The organism is Rheinheimera sp. ATLC3 (assembly GCF_059429535.1).
Window position 1 is genome coordinate 2,988,073 of record NZ_CM182103.1, and the last position, 18,490, is coordinate 3,006,562.

Below are 18,490 nucleotides of genomic sequence, written 5' to 3' on the forward strand. Positions count from 1 at the left end.
TATTCGGCCTTGGCAAGCAACTGCAAAAAAAAGCAGCCTGATCCAGGGTGCTGTACATAAAAACAGGACTATTTAGTATCGCTTTTGATCTGCCTCCACTTTTTCCCACCAAAATCATCACCGTCGCTGCAGAGCTTATTTTTACTGTGATCGCAAACGGTGATTAGCTTAGTTTTTGCCTTGACAATGGTCAAACCTCGACCCTAAACTGTATCGTTGTGGGGATTTGTGGGTAAAAGTGGATCATTTTGGATTACCTGCGAACAAAGAACAAATAAATAAACTGCACAGGAAGCTTATGTTTCGTGGCTCATTTACGTTGACACTGGACGAGAAAGGACGGTTAGCGCTACCTGCACGCTACCGTGAATTTCTGCTGTCTGATTGTCAGGGCCACATGATCTGCACCATAGATTTGCATGATCCCTGTTTGTTGTTATATCCGTTGGCTGAGTGGGAAGAAATAGAAGAAAAACTCAAGCGCTTGTCCAGCTTAAACCCACAGGAACGCCGCTTACAGCGCGTGTTACTGGGGAATGCGACCGACTGTGATATGGATAAAAGCGGGCGTATTTTACTGCCTGCGCCGCTGCGTCAGCATGCGGGTTTGAATAAAGGTATCCGTCTGGTGGGTCAGTTAAATAAATTTGAAATCTGGGATGAGACAACCTGGAATGAGCGTCTGGCGGCTGATATCGCGCTGGAACAGGCTCAGGCCGGTGATGTTGAACTGTCAGAACGATTACAGGATTTTGTACTGTAAATGAATGCACCGGCGCATATTTCCGTTTTGCTGCAAGAAGCAATCGATGGCTTAGCTATTAAGCCCGATGGTTGCTATCTGGATGGCACCTTTGGCCGTGGCGGCCACAGCCGGGTAATTTTATCCAAACTTGGCCCTAAGGGCCGGCTGTACGCAATAGATCGCGACCCCACCGCGATAGCTGCAGCTGAACCGCTAAAAGCAGACCCCCGTTTTCATATCACCCACAGCCCCTTTGCCGCCCTGGCGTCTATTGCTGAACAGCAGCACATCAACGGTGCCCTGGACGGTATATTGCTTGATCTTGGTGTGTCCTCCCCACAACTGGACGATGCCGATCGAGGCTTTAGTTTTATGCGCGACGGTCCGCTTGATATGCGGATGGATCCAAGCTCTGGTATCAGCGCTGCAGACTGGCTGGCTCAGGCTGATGTTGAAGATATCAGTTTTGTGCTGCGGGAGTATGGCGAGGAAAAATTTGCCTGGCGTATTGCGCAGGCAATTGTTGCCACCCGTACTGAACAGCCGCTGACACGCACTGCGCAGCTGGCAAAGCTGATAAGTGACAGCGTGCCGAAAAGTAACAAAGAGAAAAAACACCCGGCTACACGCAGTTTTCAGGCTATCCGCATTTATATCAATAGCGAGCTGGAGCAGGTTAATCAGGCGTTACATGCGGCGATGCAGGTACTCAAACCGGGTGGCCGGCTGGTGGTTATCAGTTTTCATTCACTGGAAGATCGGCTGGTCAAACAGTTTATGCGCCGGTTCTCTAAAGGCGAGCCTGTGCCACGCGGTATTCCGCTGACGGCGGCGCAAATGAATCAGCGTACTGAATTGACACTGATTGGTAAGGCTATCATGCCATCAGAAGCGGAACTGCAGGCCAACCCGCGGGCTCGCAGTGCAGTGCTGCGCATCGCACAAAGGCAGCAGCATGAATAACATTAATCTGCACTGGCTTATCGTACGTGACTGGCACCAGCAAAAATGGCTGGTGTTGCTGTTATTGGCGTGTATCGCTTCTGCGCTGGTGGTGGTGCACTTTGCGCATTTAAACCGTCAGCTCACTATTGCCCAGGATGCGCTGTATCAGCAGCGTGACCAGTTGGACATTGAATGGCGTAATCTGGTACTGGAGCAACGCGCTTTATCGGAACACAGCCGGGTTGAAGATATCGCCCGCAGCCGGTTAAACATGGTTCGTCCATCCGGCGAGCAGGATATTGCGGTGACAGTGCCATGAGCAAGACTAAAAAAGCACCTCAGGCAAAAGCAAGAACAGCCCCATCGGTAATCGGCTGGCGTTTTGCTTTTGTTTTAGTCAGTCTGGCCGGGGTATTCACCGCCTTGATGGTTCGGGCGGCGTGGTTGCAGGTGGTAGAACCTGACATGCTGGTCAGCCAGGGCGATATGCGCAGCTTACGGGTTGAAGCCGATACGGTACTGCGCGGCATGATATTTGACCGCAATGGCGAAGAGCTGGCAATCAGTGTGCCGGTGGAAGCTATCTGGGCCGACCCTAAAGTGGTGATTGAACGTCACGCGGCGGCAGACGAACGACGCTGGCATGCGCTGGCAGATATCCTGCAAATGACACCGGCGCAGCTGCTGAACAAAATTGGCGATAACCCGCAACGGCGCTTTGTGTATTTGCAACGCCAGGTCAACCCGGCGGTGGTTGATTATGTGAAGAAACTAAAAGTGCCTGGCATCTATTTTCGTCAGGAATCGCGCCGCTACTATCCGGCCGGTGAGGTTACCGCGCAACTGATAGGTTTTACCAATGTTGATGACGTTGGTGTTGAAGGTATTGAAAAACGGTACGACGAACTGTTAACCGGCACAGCTGGCCGTAAAGTATTCCGTAAAGATGCGAAAGGCCGGGAAATCGAAGTACTGGAACGGGCGCAGGCTAAGGCCCCCGGCAACCTGCAGCTGAGTATCGATCAGCGTATTCAATCGGTTACGTATCGCGAACTGAAAAAAGCTGTGCTGTCGCACGGTGCTACATCGGGTTCAGCCATTGTGGTTGACGTGCAAACCGGTGAAGTGCTGGCAATGGTAAACAGCCCGTCATTCAACCCTAATAACCGTGGCAATGCGCCGGCTTATTTGTTTCGTAATCGCGCTATTACCGATACCTTTGAACCCGGCTCGACAATGAAGCCACTGGCAGTACTCAGCGCGCTGGAGTTTGGCAGTGCCAATCTGAATACTAAAGTTGATACCTCTCCCGGTTACTTCCGTATTGGTGGCAGTTGGGTGCGCGATGCTAACAATTACAATGTGTTAAGCCTGACCGGCATCATTCAGAAGTCGAGCAACGTGGGTGTCAGTAAATTGGTACTGGACATGCCGATAGAGCATGTTATCGGCTTGTACGCCAATATGGGGCTGGGTATTGATACCGGTCTTGGCCTGAATGGCGAAAGCAGCGGTATGTTAAGCCACCGCCGGCGCTGGTCTGATCATGAACGTGCGACCCTGTCGTTTGGTTATGGTTTGTCGGTAACAGCGGCACAGCTGGCACGGGCTTACGCCACTATGGCAAACGGCGGTGTGAGTCGTCCGCTGACGATACTAAAAGATGACCAGCAACATCCGGGCGAACAGGTGTTAGCGCCAGAGCATGCGGCAGCGATGCTGGAGATGATGGAAGCCAATATTATGCCCGGCGGTACGGCAACCAAAGCACAGGTTAAAGGTTATCGTGTCGGCGGAAAAACCGGTACGGCACGTAAAGCGATCGCCGGTGGCTATGGCGAGGATTATGTGGCGTCTTTTGCCGGCGTAGGCCCGGTATCTAATCCGCGTCTGGCGTGCGTTGTTGTAATTAATGAGCCTGCCGGTGATTTTTATCACGGTGGCGAAATTGCCGCGCCGGTATTTGCCAATATTATGGGTGCCAGTATGCAACTGCTGAATCTGACACCTGATGGTACAAGTCAGCCCAGACTTTCTGCTCTGACAGGAGGTAGCAATGCCGGTTAACGCACAACAGTGGCTGGCGCTTTACGCCAGTGATATTCCGCAGTGTCAACTGAATCAATTGCAGCTAGACAGCCGTAAAGTGAGCAGTGGTGATGTGTTTCTGGCCATCCCGGGCGTGCAGCAACATGGCAAACAGTTTATCGCGCAGGCGCTGGCGCAGGGCGCTGCGCTGGTGCTGACGGATGAAGGCCAGTACGACGACAAGCGTATTCTGGTGCTACCGGAGCTGATGCAGCTTCTACCGGCGTTAGCGGCCAGTTTCTATCAGCAGCCGGCACGATCGCTGCAGCTGGTCGGTATCACCGGTACCAATGGTAAATCCAGCACAGCCTTCTTTGTCAGTCAGCTGGCTGAGCAACTGGCACAAAAAGCGGCTGTCATCGGTACTCTGGGTTACGGCCCGTGCAGCAAGCTGACACCTTTACCCAATACCACACCGCATTATGTTGATATTCAACGTATTTTGTCACAAGCGGTGGCTGCGAAAACCCAGCTGGTTGCCATGGAAGTATCTTCGCATGCACTGGTTCAGCAACGCGTTGCCGGGCTGTGGTTTGACGCGGCAGTATTTACCAATTTAACCCGTGATCATCTGGACTATCACGGCTCTATGGCGGAGTACGGTGCCGCCAAAGCGTTATTATTTACACCGCAGCTTAGCCGCGCAGCGGTAATTAATGTGTCCGACGAATTTGGCCGTCAGCTGGCAGCGCAAAGTCAGTTACCGGTTTGGGCTTATGGTAAAGCGGCCGACTGCCGTGGTTTTAACCGCTATCTGGCGTATGACGATGTGCTTGCTACCGAAGACGGTTATCAGCTGCAGCTGAGCAGCCATGTAGCCGAGTACAACTTTTATTTACCGCTGCTCGGTGAGTTCAACATTCAGAATGTATTGGCCGCCATGAGCAGCATGCTGGTGCTGGGTTACGATTTAACTACAGTAGTGGCAGCATGCAGCCAGCTCAAACCAGTGCCCGGGCGCATGGAACAGTTTAAGTTTGCACAGAATTTTACTGCCGTGGTGGATTATGCCCATACCCCTGATGCGCTACAACAGGCACTGCAGTCGCTGCGGTTGCATTGTAAAGGCAAGCTGTGGTGCGTATTTGGCTGCGGCGGCGACCGCGACCGGGGCAAACGTCCACTAATGGGGCAGTTGGCCGAATTGCATGCTGATCATGTGATTATTACCGCAGATAATCCGCGCAGCGAAGATGTGCTGAGTATTTGCGAAGAAATTGCCGCCGGTATGAGCCCTGATGGCAGTTATACCATTGAACCAGACCGGCAAAGTGCGATTAAGCTGGCGCTTATCAGCGCGCAGGAAGGTGACGTTGTACTGGTCGCCGGCAAGGGGCATGAAACTATTCAGATCATTGGCTCAGAGCATCGGCAATACGATGAGCGGGCTTATCTTCGTCAACTGGTAGCGGAGATGTCAGCATGATAAAGCTTAACTGTGCAGAAATCGCATTGATGCTGGATGGCGCCCTGACCGGCCATAATGTCAGTATCAGCAATGTCAGTACTGACAGCCGCGTGATAGGCGAACACGATTTATTTATTGCGCTAAAGGGCCCCAATTTCGATGGCAGTGCCTTCGTGGCTGATGTAAAAGAAAAAGGCGCAGCTGCAGTGGTGGTAGAACAGGCTGTAGCCGTTGATATACCGCAGATCATTGTACAGGATACCCGTCTGGCGCTGGGCCAGCTGGCCGCTGCGGTAAAAGCGCGGCTGGCACCAAAAACGATAGCGGTAACCGGTAGCGCCGGAAAAACGACAGTTAAAGAAATGATGGCGGCTATTCTGAGCCGCCGTGGCACTGTGCTGGCAACGCAAGGCAATTTTAACAACGACATTGGTGTACCGCTGACGATGCTACGTCTGAGTGAGCAACACCAGTATGCAGTATTGGAGCTGGGCGCCAATCATCAGGGCGAAATTGCTTACACCACGTCGCTGGCCAAACCCGATGTCGCTATTATTACCAATGTCGCGCCGTCACATCTGGAAGGCTTTGGCGATGTCTACGGTGTGGCCCGCGCTAAAGGTGAAATTTTTAATGCGATAACAGCACAGGGGCTGGCCATTATTCCAGCCGACAGTGAATATCGCGACTACTGGCTACGCCGGCTTGAAGGCAAGCCCGTGCAGCAATTCTCAGCGACGGCCGTGGCCGATTATCACGCTACAGACATCATCCTGGATGCCAATGGCTGCGCAGGTTTTGAGCTACATTGCCCGGCTGGCCGCCAGTTTATTCAGCTGACAATTCCAGGCAAGCACAATGTTGCGAATGCGTTAGCCGCGGCAGCTGCCTGTATTGCCGTTGGCGCCAGCCTGGCCGATGTCCAGCTTGGGCTGGCACAGATGCAGGCAGTAAAAGGCCGCACCAATGTGAAAATGGTGACGCCTCAACTGCGGCTGATAGATGACACTTACAACGCTAATGTCGAATCAGTTAAAGCCGCAATAGACTTGCTGGCATCCTATAACGGTTATCGCGTGCTGGTACTTGGCGATATGGCTGAACTGGGCGCAGACGCCCGTTTATACCACGAAGAGATTGGTTTATACGCAAAAGAAGCGGGAATTAATCTGTTGTTCACCCTTGGCGTGTTATCACAGAGCGCCAGTGACTTGTTCAATGGACAAGGCGCTCACTTTAGTTCGCGTCAGGCGCTGTTACAGCGTTTGATGCCAGTAGTATCAGAACAACAGGAAGTCACCCTGCTAGTGAAAGGCTCGCGCAGTGCGAAAATGGAATTAGTCGTGCAGGACTTGCTAGAAAGATGTCAGCAGGAGAGTAGCCCATGCTAGTTTGGTTGGCCGAGTATTTAACGCAATACTTCAGCTTTTTTAATGTATTCAGTTATCTGACGTTTCGCGCCATTCTGGGGATCTTAACCTCGTTATTACTCAGCCTGTACCTTGGCCCTAAGCTTATTGCCCGCTTACAGCTGATGCAAATTGGCCAGGTGGTACGCGGCGACGGCCCGCAAAGCCACTTTTCGAAAAAAGGCACTCCGACCATGGGCGGCTTGTTGATCCTGGGCTCTGTGCTGTTAAGCACCTTGCTTTGGGCCAACCTGGAAAACAAATACGTCTGGGTCGTGATGTTTGTACTGGTCAGTTTCGGTTGGATTGGCTTTGTCGACGATTACCGCAAAGTGATCCGTAAAGATCCGAAAGGCTTAATAGCGCGCTGGAAGTATTTCTGGCAATCGTTATTTGCTATTGCCACTGCTGCTTTTTTGTATTTCACCGCAGAGCGCCCGGCAGAGACAGCACTGCTGGTGCCTTTTATCAAAGATGTGATGCCACAGCTTGGCTTGTTGTTTCTGGCGCTTAGTTACTTTGTCATCGTCGGCACCAGTAATGCGGTTAATTTAACCGATGGGTTAGACGGCCTGGCAATAGTGCCTACCATCATGGTAGCCGGTGCTTTTGCCATTATTGCTTATGCCAGTGGCAACGTGAATTTTTCTGCTTACTTGAACATTCCTTATTTGCCCTATGCCGGTGAGCTGGTGGTGGTATGTGCTGCTCTGATTGGTGCCGGGCTTGGTTTTCTGTGGTTTAACACTTACCCGGCGATGGTATTTATGGGCGATGTTGGCTCTTTGGCGCTTGGTGCAGTGCTTGGCGTTATTGCTATCCTGGTGCGGCAGGAAATCGTGTTGTTTATTATGGGCGGTGTTTTCGTTATGGAAACCCTGTCAGTCATTCTGCAGGTGGGCTCTTACAAGTTGCGCGGACAGCGTATTTTCCGTATGGCGCCTATCCACCACCATTATGAGTTAAAAGGCTGGCCAGAGCCCCGCGTTATCGTAAGGTTCTGGATCTTATCGATTATTTTTGTGCTGGTTGGCTTAGCCACCCTGAAACTGAGATAAGAATGCATATGACGCTGACACAGACTGGTATGACGCAAAGTTTGGCAAAGAAACGCATAGCCGTTGTTGGCCTGGGCCTGTCAGGCCTGGCGACAGTGCGTTTTCTGCTGAGCCTTGGTATCAAACCTGTGCTGATGGACAGCCGCAGCAAACCTGCCGGTATCGAGCATATTGCAGCTGACAAAGTTGACGGTATTTACCTTGGTGAGCTTGATGCAAACCGGCTGGCGAAAATGGATATGATTATTCTAAGCCCCGGCCTGTCACCGACTCATCCTGCAATTCGTTTTGCGGTAGCGCAGGGCGTTGAACTGCTTGGCGATGTGGAATTGTTCGCCCGCTACAATACTAAGCCTGTCGTTGCCATCACAGGCTCTAACGGCAAGTCGACGGTAACCAAGCTGGTTGAGGCTATGTTGCAGTGTAGCGGTGTAAAAGCGCTTGCGGCCGGCAACATAGGCTTACCTGTGCTCGATGCTATCAACCAGCAGGACACAGAAGTGTTCGTGCTGGAGTTATCCAGCTTTCAGTTGGATACCACAAGCAGCTTGCATAGTGTCGCCAGCACTATTTTAAATGTCAGTGCCGACCATCTGGACCGCTATCAGACTATGGCTGCTTACGCTGCGTCCAAACAACGGGTGTATCAGCACACCCGGTTAGCGGTATTTAATCTGGAAGACGCCGCTACTACGCCAGAAGGCTCCGCGTCTTTAGGTGTTAAGCTGGCCGACCCGACTTATGGTATTGCCGAATATCAGGGCAAACGTTGGCTGGTGCTGGATGCCGAGCCTTTGTTGCCTGTCAGTGACATGACAATATTTGGTGCCCATAACGAGTTTAATGCACTGGTTGCCGGCACGCTGGCACTGGCTGCCGGTGCCAGCCGCGAAGGTTTAATTAAAGCACTGACCACCTTTGAAGCCTTGCCGCATCGTTGCACCTTAGTGGCTGAAAAGCACGGCGTACGCTGGGTTAATGACTCCAAGGCCACCAATATCGGCGCAACCTTAGCGGCTATTGCCGGCTTACGGCCTGGCGTTTCTGGCAGGCTGATTCTGATCGCCGGCGGTGATGCTAAAGGCGCTGATGTAAGCGAACTGAAACCGGTTCTGGATACCGAGGTTCACCAGCTGATTACGCTGGGCCAGGATGGCCCGGCTATCGCCGCGTTAAAAGCTGACAGTGTGCAGGTCAAAACGCTGCAGGATGCGGTAAAAGCCGCAGCGAAAATAGTCAAACCGGGCGATATGGTGCTGCTGTCGCCAGCCTGTGCCAGTCTGGATATGTTTAAAAGCTACACTGACCGCGGCGAGCAGTTTGCCGCCGCTGTCAAAGCGGAGGTGCTATGAAGCAACTTGCGCTTAGTTTACTGAATATGTCCTGGCCGAACCCGTTGCAGGGTATCAGCAACTGGTGGAATGCCGAAGACGGTGCCGCGTACGACAAGCTGTTTTTAACGTTGCTGCTGCTTATTCTGGCGGTGGGTGTGGTGATGGTCACCAGCGCATCGGTGCCGGTAGCTACCCGGCTGTATGACAATGAACTGCATTTCACCATCCGTCACCTGGTTTATCTGGCGCTGGGTTTCTCTGTGGCGCTGTTGGTGCTGAATGTACCGGTACAGTGGTGGCATAACAGCAATATGCTGTTGTTATTCGCGGCATTGGCGCTGTTAGTTGCGGTGTTGTTGTTTGGCCGTAATGTCAACGGTAGTACGCGCTGGCTGGCAATAGGCCCTGTTGGTTTACAAGCGGCTGAGCCTGCCAAGCTGTTTTTCTTCGTTTATCTGGCCAGTTATCTGGTGCGCCGGCACGAAGAAGTGCGTGAAAACTTAAAAGGCTTTATCAAGCCGCTGGTGGTGCTGTTTGCTTTTGCCGTGTTGCTGCTGATGCAGCCGGATTTAGGCACAGTAATAGTGATGTTTGCTACCTCAGTCGCGTTGCTGTTTTTGGCAGGCGCTAAGTTATGGCAGTTCTTTTGTCTGATTTTTACCGGCCTGATGTCAATTGGTGTGCTGATCGTATACAGCGAATACCGCTGGAAACGGGTAACCGCTTTTCTCGATCCCTGGGCAGACCCTTTTGGTAGTGGTTATCAGCTGACACAATCGTTAATGGCATTCGGTCGTGGCGGTTGGTTTGGTCAGGGGCTGGGCAACAGTATTCAGAAGCTGGAATATCTGCCAGAAGCCCATACCGACTTCATTTTGGCCGTGATTGCTGAAGAAACAGGCTTCATTGGCGTCAGTATATTGTTGGCGCTGATTTTTATGCTGGTTTACCGCGCGTTATGGATTGGGCAGCGTGCGCTGGCAAAACAAATGAGTTTCCACGGTTTTCTGGCCTATGCGCTGGCTATATGGATTGGTTTTCAGTCGGCTGTCAATATTGGTGTCGCAACAGGAGCCTTGCCAACCAAGGGGCTGACATTACCTTTTGTCAGCTCAGGCGGTAGTAGCTTAATTATTATGCTCGCCGCGGCAGCGCTGCTACTGCGTATCGACTTTGAAGTCAGGCTTAAAGGTAAACATGCTATCAGTGGGGGCCGCAATGACTAAGCCCCGCATCATGATTATGGCAGGCGGTACAGGTGGGCATATTTTTCCGGCGCAAGCGGTAGCAACGGCGCTAAATGCTGCGGGCTGGCAAATTCACTGGCTGGGCACTGCGACAAGAATGGAAGCAACACTGGTACCGCAGTTTGGCTGGCCATTTCATACTATTGAAGTTGCCGGGCTTAGAGGCAAAGGTGTGTTGTCATTGCTAAAAGCGCCCTGGATGTTACTGAAATCTGTCTGGCAGGCCAGGCAGGTACTCAACACCGTGCAACCTGATGTGGTGCTGGGTTTTGGCGGTTATGCCAGTGGCCCGGGTGGCGTTGCAGCCTGGTTAAAGCGCTTGCCGCTGTTAATCCATGAACAAAATGCCGTTGCCGGTAGCACCAACCGCTTGCTGGCAAGGCTTGCCGATAAAGTGATGGTGGCTTTTCCGGCTGCATTTTCAGCTGAATCAAAGCAGCTGGTGGTGGGTAACCCTGTACGCTCAGAACTGATTAATGTGGCTGCCAAGCATGATTATAGTGGCCAGTTAAAAGTGTTAGTGGTCGGTGGCAGCCTGGGCGCCAGGGTATTGAATGACACTTTACCGGCTATTTTCGCCAAAGCGGCCGCTACAGGTGCTATTGCGGTTCGCCACCAAACCGGTAAAGCGTTGCAGCAGCAGACAGAGCAGGCTTATCAGCAGCAAAGTGCCACGCAGCTAACAGCAAATGTGAGCGCTTTTATTGACGATATGGCACAGGCCTACGCCTGGGCTGACGTTGTCATTTGTCGCGCGGGTGCGCTCACCGTTAGTGAGCTGGCCGCAGCAGGGGTGGCGGCTGTGTTTGTACCCTTGCCAACAGCTATTGATGATCATCAAAGCGCCAATGCACGCTGGTTGACAGAACAAGGTGCGGCACTTTTAGTGGTGCAGCAGGATTTGACAGAACAAAGGTTGTTACCACTGCTTAGCCAGTGGCTGACAGACAAAACACCGTTACAACAGATGGCCGCCAAAGCGCGTGCCTGTGCGCTGGATAACGCCACAGCACAGGTAGTAGCGCAGTGTCAGCATTTTGCCGGCCAACAGGCAGTAGGACAGCATTTATGATTAGTACACCGCAACAGAAAAAACTGGCCATGCGCCGCGTAGAACGTATTCACTTCGTCGGTATCGGCGGTGCTGGTATGGGCGGTATCGCTGAAGTGCTGGTGAATGAAGGTTATAACGTTACCGGCTCGGACATTGCACCTAATGCAGTTACTGAGCGCTTAGCGGGGTTGGGCGCCACTATTTATATTGGCCATAGCGCTGCTAACGTCGAAGCCGCCAGTGTAGTAGTGGTATCCAGTGCGATTAACAGCGCCAACCCAGAGGTTGCCGCAGCCCGCGAAATGCGGATCCCGGTGGTGCGCCGGGCTGAAATGCTGGGCGAGCTGATGCGGTTTCGCCACGGTATTGCGGTAGCTGGCACGCACGGCAAAACCACTACTACCAGCTTGCTGGCGTCTATTTTTGCCGAAGCGGGTACTGATCCAACTTTTGTCATTGGCGGCTTGCTTAACTCAGCAGGCTCTAATGCCCGTCTTGGGGCAGGGCGCTATTTAATTGCCGAAGCCGATGAAAGCGACGCTTCATTTTTGCATTTGCAGCCGCTGGCAACCGTGATCACGAACATTGAAGCTGATCATATGGACACCTATCAGGGCGACTTTGAAAAGCTTAAGTCGACCTATCTGGAGTTTTGCCACAACCTGCCGTTTTATGGCGTGGCGGTGGTATGCATTGACGATCCTGTACTACGTGCGCTGATCCCAAAAATTGGCCGCACTGTGCTGACTTATGGTTTTAGCAGCGACGCTGACTTTATTATCAGTGACTTTAGCCAGAGTGGCACGCAAAGCCGGTTTGTTATTACCGACAATACCGCGGGCGATAGCAGCGGCAACCAGCGCGAAGTGGTACTGAACCTGCCGGGTAAACACAATGCGCTTAACGCAACGGCGGCTTTTGCGCTGGCGCGCGATGAGGGGATCAGTGAGCAAGCGGTCCTGGCCGCTTTTAGTAAATTTGAGGGTATAGGCCGGCGTTTTCAGCAGTATGGTGAGTTTGATACCGGCAACGGCAAAGTGTTATTGCTGGATGATTATGGCCATCACCCGACCGAAGTCGCCGCAACGATAGCGGCAGTGCGCTCTGCCTGGCCAGAGCGGCGTTTAGTCATGGCGTACCAGCCACACCGCTTTACCCGCACGCGGGACCTGTACGAAGACTTTGCCAAAGTGCTGTCAACGGTAGACAAGCTACTGCTGCTTGAGGTGTACAGCGCAGGTGAAGCGCCAATAGCCGGTGCTGACAGCCGCAGTCTGTGTCGCTCTATCCGCGCCCGTGGCACGCTGGACCCGGTATACGTTGCTGAGCCTGATGAGCTGGCGCCCAGCCTGGCTGATGTGCTGCAGGACGGTGATGTCGTGCTGACACAGGGCGCGGGTAATATCGGCGGCCTGGTTAAAAAGCTTGCCGCAATGCAGCTCAATATTAATTTACTCAAAGCCAGTGCAGGAGAAAAAGCATGAGCAGTAACCCCAATGCTTTTGGCAAAGTTGCAGTTATGTTTGGCGGTACTTCTGCAGAACGTGAGGTATCGCTGCGCTCAGGTAATGCGGTACTAAAAGCTCTGCAGTCTGCTGGTGTCGACGCTTTTGCGTTTGACCCGCAAAGCCAGTCTCTGGCACAGCTGGCCGACAGTGGCGCACAGCGCGTGTTTATTGTGCTGCACGGTCGCGGCGGTGAAGACGGCAGTATGCAGGGCGCGCTGCAGCAATTGCAGCTGCCTTATACCGGCAGCGGTGTGCTGGGCTCAGCATTGGCGATGGATAAAATTCGCTGTAAGTGGCTATTCCAGGCGCAACAATTACCCACGGCACCCTTTGCTGTGGTGCATAGCAATGACACTGATTTTGCCGGTTTGTTGGCTGGGTTAGGTGGCAAGGTGATGGTTAAACCTGCCAATGAAGGCTCCAGCATAGGTATGAGTGCCGCCTCAAGTGCCGCAGAGCTGGAGCAGGCGATTCACGCCGCGCTGAAATACGACAGTGAAATTCTGGTCGAACGCTGGATTAATGGCCGCGAGTTTACCGTTGCTATTTTAAACGGCGAAGTACTGCCGGTAGTGGAAATGCGTACACCGCGCGCTTTTTATGATTACGAAGCGAAATATCAGGCCAACAGTACTGAGTATTTATGCCCGGCGCCGCTTAGCGCCGAGCAAACTGCCGCTATGCAGCACACTGCGCTTAAGGCCTTTAATGCCGTTGGTGCATCGGGTTGGGGCCGCGTCGATATCATGCTCGACCAAAGCGGCCAGCACTATTTGCTTGAGGTAAACACGGTTCCTGGTATGACAGAAAAGTCACTGGTGCCGATGGCGGCAAAGGCAGCAGGACTGAGTTTTAACGACCTGGTACTGGCCATTTTGACGCAGGCACAAGAGGCAAGATAACAATGAACTGGCAACTGCCCACCTTACAACTGAAACAACGCCCGGCTTTCTATGCCGGTGTGCTGTTTTTTGTTGTTGCTGTGGCAGGGCTGGTTTGGACCGGGCTGAAAATCAGCGACTGGGTGCAGAGTAAACAGAGTGCGCCGGTGCGTCAGGTTAAGCTGTATGGCGATTTTGTGCATATTGATGCCAGGCAGTTACACCGGCTATTGCAGCATGAGTATGTAGGTAACTTTTTTAGTGTGAACGTGGATCAGGTGCAGCAGTTCCTGTTGCAGCAACCCTGGGTATATCAGGTAGCCGTGCGCAAACAATGGCCTGATGCCCTGGTTGTGGTAGTAACAGAACAACAGCCGGTAGCGATCTGGAATCAGCAGCAACTTCTAAATACACAGGGTGATGTCTTTGTGGCGCCCTTACAGCAGCTGAAAACGGAACTGCCGATGCTAACCGGCCCCGATGGTAGCCAGCAGGATGCGCTGTCCATGTTCCACCATATGCAGGGCTTGCTGGCCCTGCATAAATTTAATGCCGTCGCGCTTGGCTTAACCGAGCGCTTTTCCTGGCAATTAAACCTCAGCAACGGTGTGGCACTGAAACTGGGGCGGGAAGATACATTAAAACGGCTACAGCGCTTTATAGAGCTGTATCCGGTGATCACTAAACACAAAGCAGAAGCCGTAGCCGAAGTGGACTTGCGCTACGACACAGGTGTAGCAGTGCGCTACAGCACTGAACAAAAGAGAAAAGCATGACAAAGTCGTTAGATAGAGATCTGATAGTTGGCCTTGATATCGGTACCGCGCAAATCAAAGCGGTGGTGGGCGAAATTACCGCCGACGACAAGTTGAGTATTGTCGGTGTGGGCACCCATGTCTCCCGTGGTATGGATAAAGGCGGCGTTAACGATTTGAACCTGGTAGTACAGGCGGTACAGCGGGCGATAGATGAAGCTGAGCTGATGGCTGATTGCCGCGTATCGTCAGTGTATTTGGGTATCACCGGTAAGCATATCCGCTGCCAGAACGAAAGCGGTATGGTGCCGATTAACGACACTGAAGTAACAGCTGAAGATGTGTCAAATGTTATCCATGCGGCTAAATCGGTGCCTATTTCTGCCGAGCGACGCATGCTGCATGTACTGCCGCAGGAGTTCTCGGTCGATATGCAGGAAGGCATTAAAAGCCCGGTCGGCATGTCTGGCGTGCGGATGGAGGCGCGGGCGCACATTATTACCTGCGCCAACGATATGGCGAAGAATATCGAAAAATGTGTCGAGCGCTGTGGCCTGCAAGTAGATCAGCTGATTTTTACCTCGCTGGCATCAAGCTTTGCCGTGTTAACTGACGATGAAAAAGAGTTGGGCGTTTGTGTCGTTGATATGGGCGGCGGCACTATCGATATCTCAATTTATACCAATGGCGCGCTGCGTCACACCGCGGTGATCCCGGTCGCCGGTAATCAGGTTACCAGCGATATCGCCAAAATTTTCCGCACCCCAATCAGCCATGCTGAAGAGATTAAAGTGCAGTACGCCTGCGCGCTTCGCAGCATGGTCGGTAAAGAAGAAAGTATAGAAGTACCCAGTGTGGGCGGGCGTCCGGCCCGGTCGATGTCGCGTCACACGCTGGCAGAAGTGGTAGAGCCACGTTATCAGGAATTATTTGAGCTGGTGCTGGAAGAAATTCGCAGCTCTGGCCTGGAAGAGCAGATAGCGGCAGGCGTGGTACTGACAGGCGGCACAGCCAAAATGGAAGGTGCCGTTGAGTTTGCAGAAGACATATTTCAGATGCCGGTGCGCGTAGGTCAGCCTATGCATGTTACCGGCTTAAAAGAATACGTACAGGACCCGGCGTACGCCAGTGTGGTTGGGTTGTTGTTGTACGGCAAAGATGCGCGCACTCAGCAGAAGAAAGTGGCAGATGTGCGTGATTCAGTAGGCAGTTTCGTCAAACGGATCAGCAGCTGGTTCAAAGGCGAATTTTAAACTAAGCGTAGAAACGGAGAGAGAGCTATGTTTGAACTAATGGAAAACCACAGCGAAGAAGCTGTAATTAAAGTAATAGGTGTTGGTGGCGGCGGCGGTAACGCTGTTGAGTATATGGTTGCCAGCAATATTGAAGGTGTAGAGTTTGTTGCGGCGAATACCGACGCTCAGGCACTGCGTAATTCATCAGCCAACATTACGCTGCAGTTAGGCGCTAATGTGACTAAAGGTTTAGGCGCCGGCGCTAACCCGGAGATTGGTCGTCGTTCAGCAGAAGAAGACCGCGAAACCATCAAGAAAACCATTCAGGGTGCTGATATGGTGTTTATCGCTGCCGGTATGGGCGGTGGCACAGGTACCGGTGCAGCGCCAATCGTGGCCGAAGTGGCGCGTGAACTGGGTATTTTAACCGTGGCAGTAGTAACCAAGCCGTTCCCGTTCGAAGGTAAAAAGCGTACTGCGTTTGCCGATGAAGGTATTCTGGAACTGAGCAAGCATGTTGACTCGTTAATCACTATTCCTAACGACAAGCTGTTAAAGGTATTAGGAAAAGGCACCAGCTTACTGGATGCATTCAAAGCGGCGAACAACGTATTGCTTGGCGCGGTACAAGGTATTGCTGAGCTGATTACCCGTCCGGGTTTAATCAACGTTGACTTTGCCGACGTGCGCACTGTTATGTCTGAAATGGGTACTGCGATGATGGGCAGTGGCCGTGCATCAGGTCCTGATCGTGCAGAAGAAGCAGCAGAGCAAGCTATTTCAAGCCCGTTGCTGGAAGATATCGACCTGTCAGGCGCGAAAGGCATACTGGTGAACATCACTGCGGGCCTGGATATCAGCATTGAAGAGTTTGAAACTGTCGGTAACGCGGTTAAAGCTTTTGCCTCTGAAAACGCGACTGTGGTTGTGGGTGCGGTTATTGACCCCAATATGCAGGATGAGCTGCGCGTAACTGTAGTGGCTACCGGTATTGGTGCAGACCGCCGTCCGGATATCAGCCTGGTACCAAACAGCCGCCCTGAGCCGATGCCTGTATACGTGCAGCAAGGTAACACTATGCAAAAAGCTGCTCAGCAGCCCATGCGTGATGAAGCGCCGGCAGTAACAGCTAAAGCGCAGCCAGAGAGCAAAGCGAATATCGATATTTTTGATATTCCAGCGTTTTTACGTAAACAGGCTGACTAAGGCTATACTGGGTATAGCTAAAATCAGCGGCATGGCCGGCAGCAGAGTTAAGCTGCTGTTCAGTGAAATTTGGCATAATTGCCACGTTATGCTATGCTTCGCCGCCATTTTGTGATTGCTTATTATTTGAGCAGGAAGAAATTATGATTAAACAACGTACCATCGACAAGACAGTCAGCTCCATTGGAGTAGGATTGCACAAAGGCGAAAAGGTTACGCTTACTCTCCGACCTGCGCCGGACAACACGGGTATCGTGTTCCGTCGTGTGGACCTGGATCCTGTGGTCGACTTCAAAGTAGCGCCTGAGTTAGTGGGCGATACCGTGATGTGTACCTGTTTAATCAATGAAAATGGCGTGCGGTTATCCACCACTGAACATCTGATGGCGGCCATTGCCGGGCTGGGTATTGATAACCTGGTCGTAGAAGTTGACGCTGCTGAAATTCCCATTATGGATGGCAGCGCAAACCCCTTTGTTTACCTGTTACTGGAAGCGGGGGTTGCCGAGCAGCGCTTAGCGAAAAAATTTATCCGTATCAAGAAAGCTGTGCGGGTAGAAGACGGTGACAAATGGGCCGAATTTAAGCCGCACCATGGTTTTAAAATTGATTTTGCCATTGAGTTTAATCACCCCGTTATCGCTGAAACCACGCAGCATATGCTGATGGACTTCTCTGCCGCCGGCTTTATTAAAGACATCAGCCGGGCCCGTACTTTTGGTTTTCTGCACGAAGTAGAATATCTGCGGGCAAACAATCTGGCACTGGGTGGCAGCTTTGATAATGCCGTCGTGCTGGATGAGTACCGGGTATTAAACCAGGACGGCCTGCGCTACGAAGACGAATTCATCAAGCATAAAATTCTTGATGCCGTCGGCGATTTATATATGGCGGGTTACAGTATTCTGGGCGAATTTAAAGCTTTTAAAACCGGCCATGCACTGAATAACCAGTTGCTGTGTGCGGTATTAGCAAACCAGGAAAACTGGGAATTTGTAACCTTTGAAGATAAAGCGCAAATGCCTATTTCTTATCTGGCGCCGCAACTGGCATAAAGTTGAAGGTTTAACGCAAAACCCGGTTATTACCGGGTTTTGTTGTTTTTAGCGTCTGCGTTTTGGGCCAGTTTCAGCAGCGCCTGTTTTAAGGCACCGTCGGTGTTTTGTGCTACAGACAGCAGGGCCGTCGCGGCAGAATCTGATAATTGATGGCTGTTTTTTTGCGGTATCGGCACATTCGGCTTGTTAATCTGGCCATTGGGAGAGGCTTCAATCTCAATTCCAGCCAAATCAGGCAAGATTTTTCGGCGAAAATTGTCTAGAATGGCGTCGCGCTGCAATTTTAAACGGGTTAGCCAGGGCGCAGAGGCAGATAAAATAACGGCCCGGCCATCGCGGATACAGCTAACCTGACAAAAACTAAGTTGCTCCAGTTGTAATACCTCAGCCAATACCTGATTCAACTGTTGCACCAGGGCAACCTGCTGTTGTTGCGACGCCAGGCTACTGTGCGACAGAACTTTGCTGATATCGAGCGGCTTCTGCGTATAGCGGGCCATTGGCGTTTACTACCTGCTGCGTTGGTAACATAAGCGCAGTGTAGCAGCTTATGTCTGCG

Annotated in this window: 17 protein-coding genes; 16 read left to right on the forward strand and 1 reads right to left on the reverse strand. The window is 52.1% G+C overall.

Translation table 11 applies throughout. The features are described from left to right. The first annotated feature begins 298 nt into the window (after positions 1–298). From mraZ to lpxC, 16 genes are all read left to right on the forward strand, one after another. The gene (gene mraZ, locus AC5SV9_RS13740; protein ID WP_226766620.1) at positions 299–763 is read left to right on the forward strand and encodes a division/cell wall cluster transcriptional repressor MraZ; all 465 of its coding nucleotides are present in this window, start codon (positions 299–301) and stop codon (positions 761–763) included. Further along, on the forward strand, positions 764–1,708 hold the full coding sequence (gene rsmH / locus AC5SV9_RS13745) for a 16S rRNA (cytosine(1402)-N(4))-methyltransferase RsmH (protein WP_475149492.1): 945 nt from the start codon (positions 764–766) through the stop codon (positions 1,706–1,708). It begins immediately after the preceding gene. After that, positions 1,701–2,009 (forward strand): cell division protein FtsL, encoded by a 309-nt coding sequence (ftsL, locus tag AC5SV9_RS13750; protein ID WP_475149490.1) that lies wholly within the window; start codon positions 1,701–1,703, stop codon positions 2,007–2,009. The genes rsmH and ftsL overlap by 8 nt, the downstream gene beginning before the upstream one ends. Beyond that, positions 2,006–3,757, forward strand: coding sequence for a penicillin-binding transpeptidase domain-containing protein (locus AC5SV9_RS13755; RefSeq protein WP_475149487.1), 1,752 nt, complete (start codon positions 2,006–2,008; stop codon positions 3,755–3,757). Before ftsL ends, AC5SV9_RS13755 begins: the two co-directional genes overlap by 4 nt. Beyond that, positions 3,747–5,204, forward strand: coding sequence for a UDP-N-acetylmuramoyl-L-alanyl-D-glutamate--2,6-diaminopimelate ligase (locus AC5SV9_RS13760; protein WP_475149485.1), 1,458 nt, complete (start codon positions 3,747–3,749; stop codon positions 5,202–5,204). The genes AC5SV9_RS13755 and AC5SV9_RS13760 overlap by 11 nt, the downstream gene beginning before the upstream one ends. Then, positions 5,201–6,577, forward strand: a complete 1,377-nt coding sequence (locus AC5SV9_RS13765) for a UDP-N-acetylmuramoyl-tripeptide--D-alanyl-D-alanine ligase (RefSeq protein WP_475149483.1) — start codon at positions 5,201–5,203, stop codon at positions 6,575–6,577. Before AC5SV9_RS13760 ends, AC5SV9_RS13765 begins: the two co-directional genes overlap by 4 nt. Continuing rightward, a complete protein-coding gene (mraY, locus tag AC5SV9_RS13770) occupies positions 6,571–7,653 on the forward strand; it encodes a phospho-N-acetylmuramoyl-pentapeptide-transferase (RefSeq protein WP_134052282.1) in 1,083 nt (360 codons plus the stop codon). Before AC5SV9_RS13765 ends, mraY begins: the two co-directional genes overlap by 7 nt. An 8-nt stretch (positions 7,654–7,661) precedes the next feature. Next, positions 7,662–9,005, forward strand: coding sequence for a UDP-N-acetylmuramoyl-L-alanine--D-glutamate ligase (gene murD / locus AC5SV9_RS13775; protein ID WP_475149480.1), 1,344 nt, complete (start codon positions 7,662–7,664; stop codon positions 9,003–9,005). Continuing rightward, entirely contained in the window at positions 9,002–10,213 is a 1,212-nt protein-coding gene (gene ftsW, locus AC5SV9_RS13780) for a putative lipid II flippase FtsW (protein WP_134052279.1), read from the forward strand. Before murD ends, ftsW begins: the two co-directional genes overlap by 4 nt. Continuing rightward, on the forward strand, positions 10,206–11,306 hold the full coding sequence (gene murG / locus AC5SV9_RS13785; protein ID WP_475149479.1) for an undecaprenyldiphospho-muramoylpentapeptide beta-N-acetylglucosaminyltransferase: 1,101 nt from the start codon (positions 10,206–10,208) through the stop codon (positions 11,304–11,306). The genes ftsW and murG overlap by 8 nt, the downstream gene beginning before the upstream one ends. Beyond that, the gene (murC, locus tag AC5SV9_RS13790) at positions 11,303–12,772 is read left to right on the forward strand and encodes a UDP-N-acetylmuramate--L-alanine ligase (protein ID WP_475149476.1); all 1,470 of its coding nucleotides are present in this window, start codon (positions 11,303–11,305) and stop codon (positions 12,770–12,772) included. The genes murG and murC overlap by 4 nt, the downstream gene beginning before the upstream one ends. Further along, entirely contained in the window at positions 12,769–13,698 is a 930-nt protein-coding gene (locus tag AC5SV9_RS13795; RefSeq protein WP_475149475.1) for a D-alanine--D-alanine ligase, read from the forward strand. The genes murC and AC5SV9_RS13795 overlap by 4 nt, the downstream gene beginning before the upstream one ends. Positions 13,699–13,700: 2 nt before the next feature. Then, positions 13,701–14,453, forward strand: coding sequence for a cell division protein FtsQ/DivIB (locus AC5SV9_RS13800; RefSeq protein WP_495473516.1), 753 nt, complete (start codon positions 13,701–13,703; stop codon positions 14,451–14,453). Beyond that, on the forward strand, positions 14,450–15,685 hold the full coding sequence (gene ftsA, locus AC5SV9_RS13805) for a cell division protein FtsA (RefSeq protein WP_134052269.1): 1,236 nt from the start codon (positions 14,450–14,452) through the stop codon (positions 15,683–15,685). The genes AC5SV9_RS13800 and ftsA overlap by 4 nt, the downstream gene beginning before the upstream one ends. A gap of 27 nt (positions 15,686–15,712) precedes the next feature. Further along, on the forward strand, positions 15,713–16,873 hold the full coding sequence (gene ftsZ, locus AC5SV9_RS13810) for a cell division protein FtsZ (protein ID WP_134052267.1): 1,161 nt from the start codon (positions 15,713–15,715) through the stop codon (positions 16,871–16,873). A gap of 143 nt (positions 16,874–17,016) precedes the next feature. Beyond that, the gene (gene lpxC, locus AC5SV9_RS13815) at positions 17,017–17,928 is read left to right on the forward strand and encodes a UDP-3-O-acyl-N-acetylglucosamine deacetylase (protein ID WP_134052265.1); all 912 of its coding nucleotides are present in this window, start codon (positions 17,017–17,019) and stop codon (positions 17,926–17,928) included. A 29-nt stretch (positions 17,929–17,957) separates the two neighbouring features. On the opposite strand, the gene AC5SV9_RS13820 is transcribed toward lpxC, so the two are convergent. Beyond that, a complete protein-coding gene (locus AC5SV9_RS13820) occupies positions 17,958–18,431 on the reverse strand; it encodes a DciA family protein (RefSeq protein WP_475151407.1) in 474 nt (157 codons plus the stop codon). Positions 18,432–18,490: the final 59 nt, after the last annotated feature.